This is a genomic window from Streptosporangium sp. G12, assembly GCF_052983175.1.
In genome coordinates this window covers 41,319-55,077 of sequence record NZ_JBRIQO010000009.1, presented here as the reverse complement: position 1 = coordinate 55,077, position 13,759 = coordinate 41,319, and the positions used below count along the sequence as shown (strand labels likewise).

General features: G+C 72.1%; 14 protein-coding genes. 3 read left to right on the top strand and 11 right to left on the bottom strand.

From position 1 onward, the window contains the following. Positions 1-70: 70 nt before the first annotated feature. The 5 genes from ACVCAG_RS15435 to ACVCAG_RS15415 all read right to left on the bottom strand — a co-directional run bounded on the left by ACVCAG_RS15435 (position 71) and on the right by ACVCAG_RS15415 (position 4,399). The gene (locus ACVCAG_RS15435) at positions 71-1,273 is read right to left on the bottom strand and encodes a hypothetical protein (protein ID WP_440084033.1); all 1,203 of its coding nucleotides are present in this window, start codon (positions 1,271-1,273) and stop codon (positions 71-73) included. Continuing rightward, entirely contained in the window at positions 1,270-1,788 is a 519-nt protein-coding gene (locus tag ACVCAG_RS15430; RefSeq protein ID WP_440084032.1) for a sigma-70 family RNA polymerase sigma factor, read from the bottom strand. Before ACVCAG_RS15430 ends, ACVCAG_RS15435 begins: the two co-directional genes overlap by 4 nt. Before the next feature lie 122 nt (positions 1,789-1,910). Beyond that, a complete protein-coding gene (locus ACVCAG_RS15425; RefSeq protein WP_440084031.1) occupies positions 1,911-2,534 on the bottom strand; it encodes a Uma2 family endonuclease in 624 nt (207 codons plus the stop codon). Positions 2,535-2,627: 93 nt separating this feature from the next. Further along, positions 2,628-3,275 carry a response regulator gene (locus ACVCAG_RS15420; RefSeq protein ID WP_440084030.1) on the bottom strand — a complete coding sequence of 216 codons (648 nt, stop codon included), beginning with the start codon at positions 3,273-3,275 and terminating at the stop codon, positions 2,628-2,630. Continuing rightward, a complete protein-coding gene (locus tag ACVCAG_RS15415) occupies positions 3,272-4,399 on the bottom strand; it encodes a histidine kinase (RefSeq protein ID WP_440084029.1) in 1,128 nt (375 codons plus the stop codon). Before ACVCAG_RS15415 ends, ACVCAG_RS15420 begins: the two co-directional genes overlap by 4 nt. 130 nt (positions 4,400-4,529) lie before the next feature. On the opposite strand from ACVCAG_RS15415, the gene ACVCAG_RS15410 reads away from it, so the two are divergent. Next, complete coding sequence (locus tag ACVCAG_RS15410) at positions 4,530-6,296, top strand: gamma-glutamyltransferase family protein (RefSeq protein WP_447189963.1); 1,767 nt, start codon at positions 4,530-4,532, stop codon at positions 6,294-6,296. A 103-nt stretch (positions 6,297-6,399) separates the two neighbouring features. Here ACVCAG_RS15410 and ACVCAG_RS15405 read toward each other — a convergent pair whose 3' ends face one another. After that, positions 6,400-7,857, bottom strand: a complete 1,458-nt coding sequence (locus tag ACVCAG_RS15405; RefSeq protein WP_447189962.1) for a flavin-containing monooxygenase — start codon at positions 7,855-7,857, stop codon at positions 6,400-6,402. A gap of 289 nt (positions 7,858-8,146) precedes the next feature. After that, positions 8,147-8,323: a hypothetical protein gene (locus tag ACVCAG_RS15400; protein WP_329425724.1), complete on the bottom strand. Its 177-nt coding sequence runs from the start codon at positions 8,321-8,323 to the stop codon at positions 8,147-8,149. Positions 8,324-8,455: 132 nt separating this feature from the next. Here ACVCAG_RS15400 and ACVCAG_RS15395 point away from each other — a divergent pair, with 132 nt between their 5' ends. Both ACVCAG_RS15395 and ACVCAG_RS15390 read left to right on the top strand, forming a co-directional pair. Continuing rightward, the gene (locus ACVCAG_RS15395; protein WP_447189961.1) at positions 8,456-9,346 is read left to right on the top strand and encodes an SURF1 family protein; all 891 of its coding nucleotides are present in this window, start codon (positions 8,456-8,458) and stop codon (positions 9,344-9,346) included. A gap of 29 nt (positions 9,347-9,375) precedes the next feature. Then, a complete protein-coding gene (locus ACVCAG_RS15390) occupies positions 9,376-9,687 on the top strand; it encodes a DUF3817 domain-containing protein (protein ID WP_447189960.1) in 312 nt (103 codons plus the stop codon). A 77-nt stretch (positions 9,688-9,764) separates the two neighbouring features. Here ACVCAG_RS15390 and ACVCAG_RS15385 read toward each other — a convergent pair whose 3' ends face one another. The 4 genes from ACVCAG_RS15385 to ACVCAG_RS15370 form a co-directional block, all read right to left on the bottom strand. Beyond that, entirely contained in the window at positions 9,765-9,959 is a 195-nt protein-coding gene (locus tag ACVCAG_RS15385) for a hypothetical protein (protein WP_440084024.1), read from the bottom strand. 126 nt (positions 9,960-10,085) lie between these two features. Next, complete coding sequence (locus tag ACVCAG_RS15380; RefSeq protein WP_447189959.1) at positions 10,086-11,078, bottom strand: LLM class F420-dependent oxidoreductase; 993 nt, start codon at positions 11,076-11,078, stop codon at positions 10,086-10,088. Then, a complete protein-coding gene (locus ACVCAG_RS15375; RefSeq protein WP_447189958.1) occupies positions 11,075-12,244 on the bottom strand; it encodes an acetyl-CoA C-acyltransferase in 1,170 nt (389 codons plus the stop codon). The genes ACVCAG_RS15380 and ACVCAG_RS15375 overlap by 4 nt, the downstream gene beginning before the upstream one ends. A 35-nt stretch (positions 12,245-12,279) precedes the next feature. Next, positions 12,280-13,731: a carotenoid oxygenase family protein gene (locus ACVCAG_RS15370; RefSeq protein ID WP_440084021.1), complete on the bottom strand. Its 1,452-nt coding sequence runs from the start codon at positions 13,729-13,731 to the stop codon at positions 12,280-12,282. Positions 13,732-13,759 lie beyond the last annotated feature (28 nt).

The window sequence follows — 13,759 nt, the reverse complement described above, 5'->3', positions numbered from 1 at the left end:
CTTCCGGCGGCCGGGCGCGCACCCCGGGGCGCGCGCCACTTCGCGCGGCGAATCCCGTCGGCGGCGGGGCTCATCGGCCGGCGGCGTTCAGGTTGACGAGGACCTGCCTGCCCGGTCCCGACCGGAAGCGGAACATGCCCTCGTGCACGTACAGGGTGGGAGCAGCCTTGTCCCCCAGGCGCGTCGGAACCGGGAACAGCAGGCCGGTGCGGCCCGTGGCGACGTCGTGCAGGGAGCTCGCCCCCCCGCCGTCGCGGCCCTTCTGGTGGAGCAGGACGAAGCGGCCCGAGTAGAGAGACCCGCGGGCCGTCCCCGGCAGCCCATGCCGGTCCGTGCCGTCGCGTCGCCACGCCTCGGCGCCGTTGAGGCACCACGTCACCCCGCAGTCGCTCCAGGACGTCAGCCCCGCCGGCGGGGCCGCGTCCCTGGTCTCGCCGGTGAGCACGTTCTTCAGGAACTCCATCGGGCGAACGCTGGGACGCTCCGCCATCATGTCCCGCTCGGGCCGCCCGGCCCACGGCCAGTCGACCAGGTGGAAGCCTCTCGTGCCGTCGACCAGGGACGCCTTCCCGCCCGTCAGCGGAGCCCGGTGGACGCCGCCGCCGTCGAGCGGCGACCACACGGCCATGCCGCCGGCGATGGCCAGGTCGATCCCGCTGTAGGTATTGTCGACGAACACGGCCGTGACCGAGGCGATCCGCCGCGGGACGCCGCCCGTGACCGGCACCGCCCATATCTCCGTCAGACGGTCGCGGAGCGTGGACCACGCCAGGTGACCGTCGCCGAAGACCAGCGGCGCGTTCATCACGTTCAGGTCCTTGAGCGGCGCGATCCGGGTGAACCTCCGCCTGTCGACGTCGTACGACCAGATCCCGTCGAGCCGGTTCTCGGTGAGCCCCCGCCCGACCACGACCCGGTCGGTGACGAACACGTCCGGGGTGAACACCCGGCCGCCGGGCCCCTTCGCCGGGATCTCGTGCACCGCGCCCGGCCACACCTGCCTGAACGGCGGTGCGAGGGAGCCGGCGCGGGGCGTCGGCCGCACCGTCGGAACCGCCGGGACCGCCGGTGCGGGCGGCGTGACCGTACGCGTTCCCACGACGGTCGCGGCCACCACGGTCACGATGGCGGCCGCCACCGCGATCGGGGCCCACCACCTGGCGCCGGACGACGTCCCGCGTGCCACGGGCAGGGTCCGGGGCCGCCCGTCGTCCCGCACGCTCCCGGCCTTGGCGGCCATCGCGTCCCTGAGCCGGTCCTCGATCTCGGTCATGCCTTGCCTCCCAGTTCGCGTTCGAGCCGCTCCAGGGCCCTGAAGGCGGTGGACCGCACGGTGCTCTCCCTGAGGCGCGTCGCCTGGGCGATGTCGGCGTTGGACATATCGAGGTAGTAGCGCAGGACGAGGACCTCGCGCTGCCGCCTGGGCAGCCGGCTGAGCGCGGCCAGCATCTCCTGCCGCGACTCGCCCAGCAGCGCGGCCGTCTCCGCGGAGTCCACCGGCTCTTCCGGCCGTCCCAGCACCGCCCTGGCGGCGACGCCGCGCCTGCGCAGGACCGAGCGCGAGGCGTTCAGCACGCAGACGCGGATGTATGTCAGGGTGAGCGTCTCGGGACCCTTGCCGTGCAGCCTGGAGAAGACGTCCTGTACGACGTCCTCCGCGCACTCCCGGTCGCCGACGAGCAGCACGGCCAGGCGCACCAGGGCGAGCCAGTGCTCGCGGTAGAGGCCGGCCAGTACCGCCTCGGCGTCGGGTGGCACGGCGGGGAGAGCGACTATCTCGCCGTTCATGCCCTAAGAACGCGCACCGGCCCCGATTCGCTGCTTGGGACGGGCGTGAAGTGTTCGTTCGCCCGCCCGACCGGCCGGGGCCGCCGGGGACGCGCGAATCGGCCCGCCGTCCGGCCTCCTGCTTACGGCGTGGTCCGGGTGTCCGCGAAGATCGAGGTGTCGAGGGTGAAGTCGACCGGCTCGGGGAGGTGGAGGCGCGAGCCCATCTCGACCCGGGTGGAGGTCCGGTACTCGCCCTCCTTGGGGTCGCTGAGGACCGTCACGGTGGCGGGCGCGGCCACGGGGTCGACGAGGAGCATCACGGGGACGCCACCGGAGGCGTAAATGGCGGGCTTGCGGTCGCGGTCGTCGACGGTGCTCCCCGGAGACACGATCTCGGCGACCATGAGAAGCCCGGAGGAGAGCAGCTCGCGGGCGCCCCAGCGCGGGCAGTCGGCGGGCGCCAGGACGAAATCTGGCTCAACCGGATCACGTGGTCCTTCTATGCAGACGTCGACGTTCCCGCTGAAGCCGTCCCACTCCTTCTCCTCGATGAGCGGAAGGAGCGCGCGATACAGGCGCATCGCGATCCTGGCGTGTTCGGGGGTGCCCACCGGGCTCACTATCAGTCTCCCGTCGATGATTTCGGTCCGCAGCCCTGGAAGCTGCGGAAGCGCGTCGAAGAGCTCGCGCGCCGTTCCTGGCAAGGGCTGGGACGAGGTCTCGGGGGAGGGGCGCAGATTGGCGTGGCTCCGTCGCGATGTCATGACCATGACGATATGTCCCTTCGTGTTCTGGTGAACACGTTGAGTATCGCAAGTGGAGCGAGCGGGCGCGAGCCTTTACCGGGACGCGGGGCGTCAGATCCAGCCGGGGCGGACGAGGCCGGATTCGTAGGCGATGACGACCAGCTGGGCGCGGTCGCGGGCGTGGAGTTTCATCATGGTCCGGCTGACGTGGGTCTTGGCGGTGGCGGGGCTCATGAAGAGCTCGCCCGCGATCTCGTCGTTGGTCATGCCGGTGCCGACCAGGGCGAGGACCTCGCGCTCGCGGTCGGTGAGCAGGCCGAGGTCGCGGGTGTGGTGCGGCTCCTTGGCGCGGCTCGCGTACTCGGCGATGAGGCGGCGGGTCACGCCGGGGGAGAGCAGGGCGTCGCCTCCGGCCACCACCCGGACGGCCTGGATGAGCTCGGCCGGTTCCGTGTCCTTGACCAGGAAGCCGCTGGCGCCGCCGCGGAGGGCCTCGAAGACGTACTCGTCCAGCTCGAAGGTCGTCAGGATGACGATCCTCGGCCCGGCGGGCATCTCGCGGGTGGCGGTCAGCCCGTCCATGCCGGGCATGCGGATGTCCATCAGGACCACGTCCGGCTCGTGCTCGGCGACCAGCCGCAGGGCCTCCGCCCCGTCGGAGGCCTCGGCCACCACGGTCATCCCCGGCTGCGCGTCCAGCAGGGCACGGAACCCGGCCCTGACGAGGGCCTGGTCGTCGGCGAGCACGATTCTGATCATCGGGGTTCCTTCGGGATCGGCAGCCGGGCCTCGACGCGGAAGCCCCGGCCGTGGTGCGTGGCGGTCAGCGTTCCCCCAAGGGCCGAGGCCCGCTCCCGCATGCCGGGAACGCCGTTCCCGCTGCCCAGGCTCTCCCCGGGCGTGCCGCCGCCCGAGTCGGTGACCTGGACGGTCAGCACGCGGGGGTCGTAGCCGAGCACGACCGTGACCGACGCGCCGGGGGCGTGCCGGGTGACGTTGGTGAGGGCCTCCTGCACGATGCGGTACCCGGCCCGGTCGACGCCGGGAGGCAGCGGCCCGGCCTCGCCGACGATCTTCTTGGTGACCGGCAGCCCGCTGCGCTCGATGAGCTCGTCGAGCCGGTCCAGCCCGGCGGTGGGGGAGCGGGGCGCGCCGTCGCGCAGGACGTTGAGGACCGACCGCATCTCGGTCAGCACGTCCTTGGACGCCTGCTTGATCGTGGTGAGCGCGGTCCGGGCCTGCTCGGGATGCTCCTCGATGAGGTGCAGGGCGGTGGACGCCTGGACGTGGATGAGGGAGATGTTGTGCGCGAGCACGTCGTGCAGCTCCTGCGCCATGGTCAGCCGCTCCTCGCTGGCCCGCCGCCGCAGCTCCTCCTCCTCCACCCGCTCGCGCTCGGCCTGCCGTTCCCTCCTGGCCCGCGAGAACTCCGCCACCACCAGGACCAGGCCCATCAGCGCGCCCACCGTGAGGTCGTGGAACCAGCCGGCCGGGCGGACGGGGGCGAGCCAGGACGTGTAGACCACGAGGAACACGTAGGCCAGGCCCCACATCGACCAGGCCGCCCGGCGGTGACCGCGCGCCACGGCGGTGTGCAGCGCGACGATCGGGCTGAGGAAGACCGGGCCGTAGGGGTGGCCGAGGCCGATGAAGATCGCGGTCGAGCCCACCGCGACCGCCAGGCAGAGCACCGGGTGGCGGCGGCGTACGATCAGGGCCAGGGGTCCGGCCAGCACGAGCGCCCAGCCCAGCGGGTCGAGCGGGACCCTGAGCATGCCGGGGTCGTGGACCTGCCACCACTGCACGCCGCGGGTGGCCATGCCCTGGAAGACCCCCGCGAACAGCGGGAGCAGGAACTCGGCCCAGCGGGGTTTGGCGTGCACGTTCAGCACTGTACGTGCGCCCGCCCGAAGCTCGCGTCCACCTCGTGAGGCATGAGGTACTACATCCCCTGCGGTAGGGAAGGGGCTGACAAGGCTCACGGGCTGAGTCAAGCTGTCTGCGGGAGGTCTCATGATCAATCGTCGATTCGCCACCCCCCTGGCGGGGATCCTGGTGGGAAGTTCCTTACTGCTCGTCCAACCCGCCGCCGCCGCTCCACAGGCGTCGCAGGTGTGGCCGCAGGCGGAGAAGAAACCCGTCGCGGAGGGGTACGGGGGCGCGGTCTCGACCGTCGACCTCGACGCCAGCGAGGTCGCGCTGGGCGTGCTGCGCGGGGGCGGCAACGCCATGGACGCGGCGGTCGCCGCGGCGGCCACCCTGGGCGTGACCGAGCCCTACTCGGCCGGACTGGCCGGGGGCGGGTTCATCGTCTACTACGACGCGCGCCGCAAGAAGATCCACACGATCGACGGCCGGGAGACCGCGCCGAAGGCGATGGGGCCCGCCTCCCTGGAGGGCATCCCGTTCGACGAGGCCGTGACCAGCGGGCTGTCCGCGGGGGTGCCCGGCAGCGTCGCCCAGTGGGAGCTGGCGCTGCGCAGGTTCGGCACGCTCTCACTGCGCCAGGCCCTGAAGCCCGCGATCGAGGTCGCGTCCAAGGGCTTCAAGGTCGACCAGACCTTCTACGACCAGACCGCCGCCAACGCAGCCCGTTTCAAGGACTTCACCTCCACCGCCAAGCTCTACCTGCCGGGCGGTGCCCCGCCGCCGGTCGGCTCCACCTTCCGCAACCCCGAGCTGGCCGACACCTACCGCAGGCTCGGCAGGCAGGGCGGCGAGTGGCTGTACGGCGGCGGCCTGGGCGCCGAGATCGTGGCCACCGTCAAGAAGCCGCCGGTCACCCCGGGCTCCACCCGCAACGTGCGGCCGGGGCTGATGGAGCTGCCCGACCTGAGGGCCTACCGGGCGCTCGAACGGCCGCCCACGAAGGTGACGTACAAGGGCATGGACGTGTACGGCATGGCGCCGCCGTCCTCGGGGGGCTCGACGGTCGGCGAGGCGCTCAACATCCTCGAGGCCCTGCCGGAGGTCGGCGAGCACGAGTACCTGGAGGCGTCCAGGCTCTCCTTCGCCGACCGGGGCAGGTACGTGGGCGACATCCCGGGCGTCCCGCTCGAGGAGCTGCTGTCCGACGGGTTCGCCAAGGAGCGCGCCTGCCTGATCGGCGAGCGGGCCCTGACGAGCCCGGCCGCGCCGGGCAACCCCGACGGGACGTACGGGCCGTGCGCGCCCGCGCCCTCGGCGGAGGCCACCCCGTCGGCTCCCGAGGGGCCGGAGACCACGCACCTGGTGGTCACGGACCGGTGGGGCAACGTGGTCGCCTACAACATCACCATCGAGTCGACCGGCGGCAACGGCATCGTCGTCCCCGGCCGGGGCTTCCTGCTCAACAACGAGCTGACCGACTTCACCTTCGGGCCGGCCCCGGGCGACCCGAACCTGCCCGCGCCGGGCAAGCGGCCCCGTTCCTCGATGGCGCCGACGATCGTCCTGAAGGACGGCAGGCCGCTGATCGCGCTGGGTTCCCCCGGCGGCTCGACGATCATCACCACCGTGCTGCAGATCCTGGTCAACCGCTGGGACTTCGGCATGTCGCTCCCCGAGGCGCTCGCGGCGCCCCGGGCCACCCAGCGCAACACCGCCCAGACCCAGGCCGAGCAGGGCTTCATCGACCGCTACGGCGCCGAGCTCACCGGCCGGGGCCACAGCCTCGTGCTGAACCCCGAGATCGGCGCGGCCACGGCGGTCGAGTTCCTGCGGAACGGGAGGCTCCAGGCGGTGGCGGAGCCGACCCGTCGCGGCGGCGGCAGCGCGCTGGTGGTGAGCGGGCGCAGGTAGGGTTCCCGTCCGCCGCGGCAGGCGCGGCGGCAGGCGCTGACGGTACGAACGGATGCCGACCCCGGCGGCGCGGTCCTGACCGCGCCGTCGGGGCGCCGGGGGGTCAGGGGATCAGCTCGTAGGCCTCGCGTTTCGGCGTCCGGGTGCGCGCCCAGTACTCGAAGGTGAAGCCCGGCCAGAGGGTCCTGTTGACGCCGCGCTCGTCGAGATACCAGCTGTCGCAGCCGCCCCTGTTCCAGACGCGGCGGTTCAGGCGGTCCTGGAGGCGGTCGTTGTGGGCGCGCTGCGCCTCGGGGCGGACGTCGAGCGCCCTGGCCTTCGTCCTGGACAGCAGGCGCAGGCAGCCCAGGACGTACCGGACCTGCGATTCGATCATGAAGACGACCGAGTTGTGGCCCAGGCCGGTGTTGGGGCCGAGCAGGAGGAACAGGTTCGGGAACCCGGCGACGGTGATGCCGTAGTAGGCCTGCACGCCGTCCTGCCAGGCGTCCTGGATCTTCCTGCCGTTCCTGCCGACGATCCGCCGCTCGTTCAGCGCGGAGGTGACCTTGAAGCCGGTGCCGTAGACGAGCACGTCGACCTCGGTCTCCCTGCCGGTGGAGTCGACGATCGAGCCCTCCCTGATCTCCCGCACCTCGTCGGTGATCACCTCGACGTTGTCCCTGCCCAGCGCCGGGTAGTAGTCGCTGGAGATCAGGACGCGCTTGCAGCCGATCGTGTAGCCGGGGGTGAGCCTGGCGCGCAGCGCCGGGTCGGGGACCTGGTCGGCCAGGTGGCGCAGGGCCAGCTTCCGGTGGGCCCCCATCAGGCGCGGGTCGACGGTGAAGCCCAGCGCCCGGCTCTCCAGTGCCCAGTAGATCGCGGCGCGCAGCGCGCGGGCGGCACCGGGCAGGCCGAGGAGCCGTCTCGCCCGGGGGGAGAAGGGGAAGTCGGGCTTGGGGTGGATCCAGGGGGGCGTGCGCTGGAAGACGTGAAGGCGGGAGACCCGCCCGGCGATCCGCGGGACGAACTGGACCGCCGACGCTCCGGTGCCGATGACCGCGACCCGCTTCCCGCTCAGGTCCACCGAGTGGTCCCATTCGGCCGAGTGGAAGGACGGGCCCGCGAAGCTCTCGCGGCCGGGGATCGCGGGCAGCGACGGCACGTGCAGCGCGCCGGTGCCCGAGACCACCGCGTTGGTGGTGAAGGTCTCGCCCCCGGCGACGTCCACCCGCCAGCGGCGCGCCGCGTCGTCGTACTCCAGCCCGACGACCTCCGCGCCGAACCGCAGGTGGGGGCCGAGGCCGTACTTCTCGACGCAGGCCCGCAGGTAATCGCGGATCTCGGCCTGGGGGGAGAACATCCGCGACCAGCCGGGGCCGGGCTCGTACGAGAAGGAGTACAGGGGTGAGGGGACGTCGCAGGCGCAGCCGGGGTAGGTGTTGTCGCGCCAGGTCCCGCCCAGGTCGCCGGCCTTCTCCAGGATGACGAAGTCGTGGTATCCGGCTTCCTTGAGCTTGATCGCCATGCCCAGCCCGGCGAAGCCGGAGCCGATGATCGTGATTCCGGGGCGCGTGCTCATCGGGCCTCCTGGCTCCCCTTCGCTCTCCCCGGCTCCTCGCCGGTGACGGCTCCCGGGCGGCGCCGGCGGTCCGGCCGGTGCCGGCCGTGCGATGAGAGCGGTCCGTGCTCGCTTCTATTGGATTATTCGTCCAATGTAATGAGCGGGGAGCAGGTCGTCCACCCTCGTGGCACGGCGGGTCGTTCCAGACCGCCCGGTCGGTATGCTCCCGTCACCGGGAGCTGCCGGCCGTTCGGTAACACGAAAAGCGCCGAGGGCGATGCCGTCGGCGCTGTGGACCCCCCGGTCGTTAGAGCAGCAGGTACGCGGCCACGGCGACGACGACCAGCACCGCCACCACCACCGCCGCCGTGATCGGCAGGGCGAGCGACCGCTTCTCGGGAGCGGCCTCCGGGTCCTTGCGCTGGGCGAACGCACGGAACGCCTGGGTGTTGCCCGCGGGGTCAATCTGCTGAGGATCAGACATGAGGATGACTTTAGCGATACGGGATACCCTCCAACACGGATTTGTCCACTTTCACGGGAAGGATGTCCCGGCGCCCGGCCAAGGGCGGGTGCTGGGGGCCGGACCGCCGACCGGGGCGGATAGCGTGGTGCCATGCTCCGCATCCTGTTCTCCGCCCGCGTGGTGGCGCTCCACCTGCTCGCGGTCGGAGCCCTCGTCGTGTGCGGTCTGCTGGGCAGGTGGCAGCTCGGCGTCTTCGAGGAGTCCGGCAGGCCCCAGTCGCTGCTCGACCCCGCCCCCGTGGCGGTGGCCACGCTCACCGCGCCCGGAGAGCACCTGACGGCCGACAAGGTCAGCCGCCGGGTGACCGCCGAGGGCACCTTCGACGCCTCGAAGCAGCTCCTGGTGGCCGAGCGCGACGGAGGCCTGTGGCTGCTCGCGCCGCTCGACCTCGGCGACGGCACCTCCATCCCGGTCGTGCGCGGCTGGGTGGCCACGGCCGGGGACCCCGCCGTCACGGCTCCCTCCGAAGGGAGGGTGACCGTCAGCGGGCGCCTGCAGCCCTCGGAGGCCACCGACAGCGTCCAGCGCAGGGTTCGGCAGCTGCCGCCGGGACAGGTGCTGACCGTCTCGTCGGCCGAACTGATCAACGTCTGGCGGGGTACGAAGCTGCGCGACGGGTTCCTGGTCGCCGCCACCCAGTCACCGGCCCCCGAGGTCGCGGCCAGGCCGGTGAGCGTTCCCCCGCCGACCGAGCGGGGCGGGCTCACCTGGCGCAACCTCGCCTACGCCGCCCAGTGGTGGATCTTCGGGCTGTTCGCGGTCTTCATGTGGTGGCACTTCGTCCGCGACGCGCTGCGCGGCCGCACCCGGGAGCGCGACTCCGACGTCCCCTCCGCGTCCGGTTCCGAGCCTGACCCCGGCCCTGACCCCGGTCCCGGAGCCACTCCCGGGGACGCCGGTCCCGGGACCGGCGCCGAGTCCGGGGCCGCTCCGGGGGCCGAGCCGGAAGCCCCCGCCCTACCAGCCCGCACCGCCCCGTGAACCGAACCCCAAGACCGAGGTAACCGACCGTGGAATCCGCTCTCAAGCCCTTTCGCATCCTGGCCTACATCGTCGGCGTGATGCTGCTCGTCCTGGTCACCTGCATCGTGCTCAGGTACGGCTTCGGCATCGAGGAGCCCTCGAAGATCGTCTCTCCGATCCACGGCTTCCTCTACATGCTCTATCTCGTGGCCACGATGAACCTGGGCATGAAGGCGCGCTGGACGTGGCCGTACATCCTCGGGGTGATGCTCGCGGGCACCGTGCCGCTGCTCTCGTTCGTGTTCGAGCGCAAGGTCACCCGCCGGGTGGAATCGGAGCTCGCGGCCGCCGCCGCCTGACCGGCCCGGACCGGCCCGGAGACGCGGGTTCGCGTGGCCGGGCCGTGCCGTGGCGCGGCGGGCGGTCGGACGCCGGGTCAGCGGCCGAGACCCCGGCGGCGCGAGCGCTTGAGGCGCTCGCGCTGTGACGGGTCGAGCATCAGGTAGCCGACGACCGGGGCGGCGACGACGCCCAGGATGATCAGCAGCGTCACGAAACCTGGCAGGGGCAGCAGCCACGCCAGGAACACCACTGCTCCGGCGCCGATCGCGTACTTCTGGACGGGCGACATCCTCAACATCCTCCGAACGCGGGGCGGACGCCCCGTCTGTAGTTCATTGTGCGTCGCCGGTCCAACGTGTGGAGCTATCGAGGTGGTTCCAACCGAGATATATCGTGATTTTGCCCTCGGGTTTCGTTATCGGGCCAGAGCCCTGAGCGCCTTGAGCGTCGCCACGCCGCCGGGGTCGGCGTCCGTGCCGACCGGGACCAGGGCCACCTCGTCCACGCCCGCGTCGGCGTACGCGCGCAGGCGCTCGCGGGCCGCGTCCACGTCGCCGATCATGGCGACCGACTCCAGCAGGCCGTCGGGGACGGCGGCCAGCAGCTCGCGCGGGTGCGGGCGGGTCCTGGCGAACGCGACCACGTCCCCGAATCCGGCCTCGGCGAACATCTCGCCGTACCCGGGCGCGGCGAGATATCCCACGACGGCGCGCCGTATCCGGTCGACCGCCTCGCGCCCGGGGCCGACCGCGGCGGTCACCCAGGCCGCCACCCTCGGCGCCGGGGCCGCATCCTGCCCTCGCCCCTGTGCCGGTGCTGTCCGAACCGCCGCGCGGAGGTCGGCGGTCAGGCGGGCGGCGGAGGCGGGGGTGATCAGGTTGAGCACCATCCGGTCGGCCGTCGCGGCGGTCCGCACGGCGGAGGCGCCGAAGGCGGCCACGGTCAGCTCGGCGCGGGGCGCCGGGAGCCGGAGCCGATAGCCGCGACTCTTCACGCATTCACCTGAAAAATCGGATTTGTCGCCATCGAGCAATGGTCTGAGCGCCCGTACCGCCTCCCGCAGCACGGCGGCCGACCGCGCCCGTGACCTGCCGTGCCACTCCTCGACGACGAGCGGGCTCGACGTGCCGACCGCCACGCTCACCGGCCTCCCGACGAGGTCCGCCACCGACGCCACCCCCATCGCGATCATCATGGGGTCCCGTACGGCCACCGCCAGCGGTCCGACGGTGAGCCCGATCCGGCCGGTGGACAGCCCGATCGCGGTGGTCAGCGCGAAGGCGTCGTAGGTGGCCATCTCGCCCACCCACAGCTCGTCGTAGCCCAGCTCGTCGGCGGCCCTCGCGGTCAGCAGGGCCTCCTCGGCCGGCCGGTCCTGCCAGAGTCCCAGGGAGACGCCCAGCCTCACGCGACACGCTCCAGCAGCACGGCGGAACCGCTGCCCGCGGCCCCGCTGACCGCGGCGACGCCGTACCGGGCCCCGCGGCGTTCGAGCTCGTCCGCGCAGGCGGCGACGAGGATGGCCCCGGTGGCGCCGAAGGCGTGGCCCATCGCGATGGTGCCGCCGTTGACGTTGAAGCGGTCCTCGCCGACCTTCAGGTCCCGCTGGAACTTCAGGCACAGCGCGGCGAACGCCTCGGCGAACTCGTAGACCTCGACGTCGTCGGGGGTGAGCCCGGCCCTGGCGATGACCCGCTCGACCGCGAGCTGGCCCGCGGTGAGCATGGTGACCGGGTCGACGGAGGCGGTCGCGGTGCCCACGATCCTGGCCCTGGGCCGCAGGCCGAGCTCCGCGCCGGCCGTCCCGGAACCGACCAGGAGCAGGCCCGCCGCGTCGCACAGGCCGGGGGAGGTGCCCCGGGTGTGCAGGTGGCGCAGCTCGCCGACCTCGGGGCGGTGCCTGCGGACGAGGGCGTCCTGGTCGTCCTGGCCGGCGAAGGCGGGTTCCATCGCGGCGAGCGCCTCCAGGGTCACGCCCGGCCGCACGTGCTCGTCGCGCCGCAGGTCGTTGACCGGTACCAGGGAGCGGTCGTGGCGCCCGGCGGCCCACGCCTCGGCGGCCAGGGTCTGGGTGCGCAGGCCGTACGCGTCGAGTTCCTCGCGTTCGAAGCCCTCGACCGTCGCGACCAGGTCCGCCGCGACGCCCATGTGGATCGATCCGACCCGGTCCATCACCGCGGGATCGGTCCACAGCGGCCCGCCGTCGGAGAACATCGGCACCTGGGAGACCGACTCGACCCCTCCGGCGACCACGGTGCGGCTCTGCCCGGACTGCACGAGCGCGAAGGCCGTGCGGACCGCGTCGATGCCCGAGGTGCAGTAGCGGTTGACGGTCATGCCGGGCGCGTCGAAGCCCGAGGTCAGCGCCGCGGTCCTGGCCAGGTTGCCGCCCTGGCCGGCGTTCTGCGAGGCGCAGCCGACGATCATGTCGTCCGCCCGCTCGACACCGGTCCGCTCGCGCAGGGCGTCCACGAGCCTCTCCAGCATGGTCAGCGGCGTCACGTCCGCCAGCCCTCCGCCGGGCCTCGCCTTGCCCCGAGGGGTTCTGACGGTCTCGTAGATGTATGTCGCCATCTGTTCCGGCTCCCGTCGGAGGTCGTACGCGGGCTTCACGTGGTCGAGTCCCTCAGCTGGTCGGCGCGTACCCAGGTGGCGTGGAAGCCGAGCGGCACCCGCTGGGGCAGGATGATCCGGGCGATCGGCCCGGCGCCCAGGTTCGCCGCGTGCAGGACCTGCACCTCGGAGGTGCCCTCGCGCTCGTCGGTGACGAAGCTGACGAGGTAGCCGTCCTCCTCGTCCGTCGCGCCGTCGCGCGGCGCGAACGGGGCCTCGCTGCCGTAGCGGTGCTCGCCGTAGTGGTACGTCTCCTTGGCGCCGCTCACGTTGTCGTAGCGGACCAGGCCGTCGAAGAGGTTGGTCGCGGCGTCCTTGACCGACACGTTGTAGGCGTAGCGCGACCGCAGACCCGTCAGCCTGGCGTCCACCGAGGGGAACTCGGTGTTGTGGTCCGGGTCCACGAACCCCTCGGAGGTGCGGCCGGTGCGCAGGTCGAAGCGATAGCGGTACATCCGCGCGTCGAGCTTGAGGTAGGAGATCATGCGGGCCAGCGGGCTGCCGCCCCCGGCGGGCGCGGGCCGGCTCACCCGGCAGACGTCCAGGACGATCTCCCCGTCCTCCTCCCAGGAGTTGACGACGTGGTAGATGTAGCAGGGTTTCGCGTCGAACCAGCGGATCTCGTGCGCCTGCCCGCGCCGGGGGATGACGCCGAAGCGCGAGGGCAGCTCCCGGTCGAACGTCAGCTTGTAGCGGCCCTGGCGGGCGGCGTCCATGTCCTGGTAGAGCGGCAGGTCCATGAGGATCGCGTGGTTCTCGGTGATCGCCATGTCGTGCGGCAGCCGCGCCCCCGGCAGCTCCAGCTCCACGCAGTGCTCGACCTGCCCGCCCGCGCCGACCACCCCGTAGCGCAGATAGGGCCTGCGGGGCCCGTAGTCGAACCAGAACAACTCCCCGGTCCGCTCGTCGACCTTGGGGTGGGCCATGAAGTCGCCGGTGAGCGTGTCGAGGAAGGTCTCGACGCCGAGCGTCTCCAGGCTGAGGGGGTCCATGCCGTACGGGGAGCCGCACAGGTACCAGGTGGTGAGGACCTGGCCGCGATGGAAGATCACGTCGGTGTTGGCGGAGTCCTTGAGGCCGAGCCCGCGGGTGTTGCCGAACGGGTTGCCCTTCGGGTTCTCCATCACGCCGGTCCACAGGGACCGACCGGCCGCCGACTCGGCCTCGAACGCCCTGGTCCTGACGTAGCGGTTGCGGTAACGGGCCCTGCCGTTCTCGAAGTGCATCGCGTGCACCATGCCGTCGCCGTCGAACCAGTGGTAGCGCCCCTTCATCGGGAACCGCGCGTTGGGCCCGTTGCGCAGGTAGACGCCGTTGAGATCCTTCGGGATCTCGCCGATGACCTTGAGGTTCTCGGCCGTGATCTCGTCCTGGACCGGGGCGTAGACGCCCAGCAGGTACGGATTCGGCTCGCCCGACTCGTCCATGACCACCATAGGTTGCGCCATCCTTTGACGCTACGATAAAAGAAGTCAG

Bases quoted from the DNA above. Each gene is read 5' to 3' on its own strand.
- ACVCAG_RS15435 (WP_440084033.1), bottom strand. From the start codon at position 1,273: ATGACCGAGATCGAGGACCGGCTCAGGGACGCGATGGCCGCCAAGGCC.
- ACVCAG_RS15430 (WP_440084032.1), bottom strand. From the start codon at position 1,788: ATGAACGGCGAGATAGTCGCTCTCCCCGCCGTGCCACCCGACGCCGAG.
- ACVCAG_RS15425 (WP_440084031.1), bottom strand. From the start codon at position 2,534: ATGACATCGCGACGGAGCCACGCCAATCTGCGCCCCTCCCCCGAGACC.
- ACVCAG_RS15420 (WP_440084030.1), bottom strand. From the start codon at position 3,275: ATGATCAGAATCGTGCTCGCCGACGACCAGGCCCTCGTCAGGGCCGGG.
- ACVCAG_RS15410 (WP_447189963.1), top strand. From the start codon at position 4,530: ATGATCAATCGTCGATTCGCCACCCCCCTGGCGGGGATCCTGGTGGGA.
- ACVCAG_RS15405 (WP_447189962.1), bottom strand. From the start codon at position 7,857: ATGAGCACGCGCCCCGGAATCACGATCATCGGCTCCGGCTTCGCCGGG.
- ACVCAG_RS15400 (WP_329425724.1), bottom strand. From the start codon at position 8,323: ATGTCTGATCCTCAGCAGATTGACCCCGCGGGCAACACCCAGGCGTTC.
- ACVCAG_RS15395 (WP_447189961.1), top strand. From the start codon at position 8,456: ATGCTCCGCATCCTGTTCTCCGCCCGCGTGGTGGCGCTCCACCTGCTC.
- ACVCAG_RS15385 (WP_440084024.1), bottom strand. From the start codon at position 9,959: ATGTCGCCCGTCCAGAAGTACGCGATCGGCGCCGGAGCAGTGGTGTTC.
- ACVCAG_RS15375 (WP_447189958.1), bottom strand. From the start codon at position 12,244: ATGGCGACATACATCTACGAGACCGTCAGAACCCCTCGGGGCAAGGCG.
- ACVCAG_RS15370 (WP_440084021.1), bottom strand. From the start codon at position 13,731: ATGGCGCAACCTATGGTGGTCATGGACGAGTCGGGCGAGCCGAATCCG.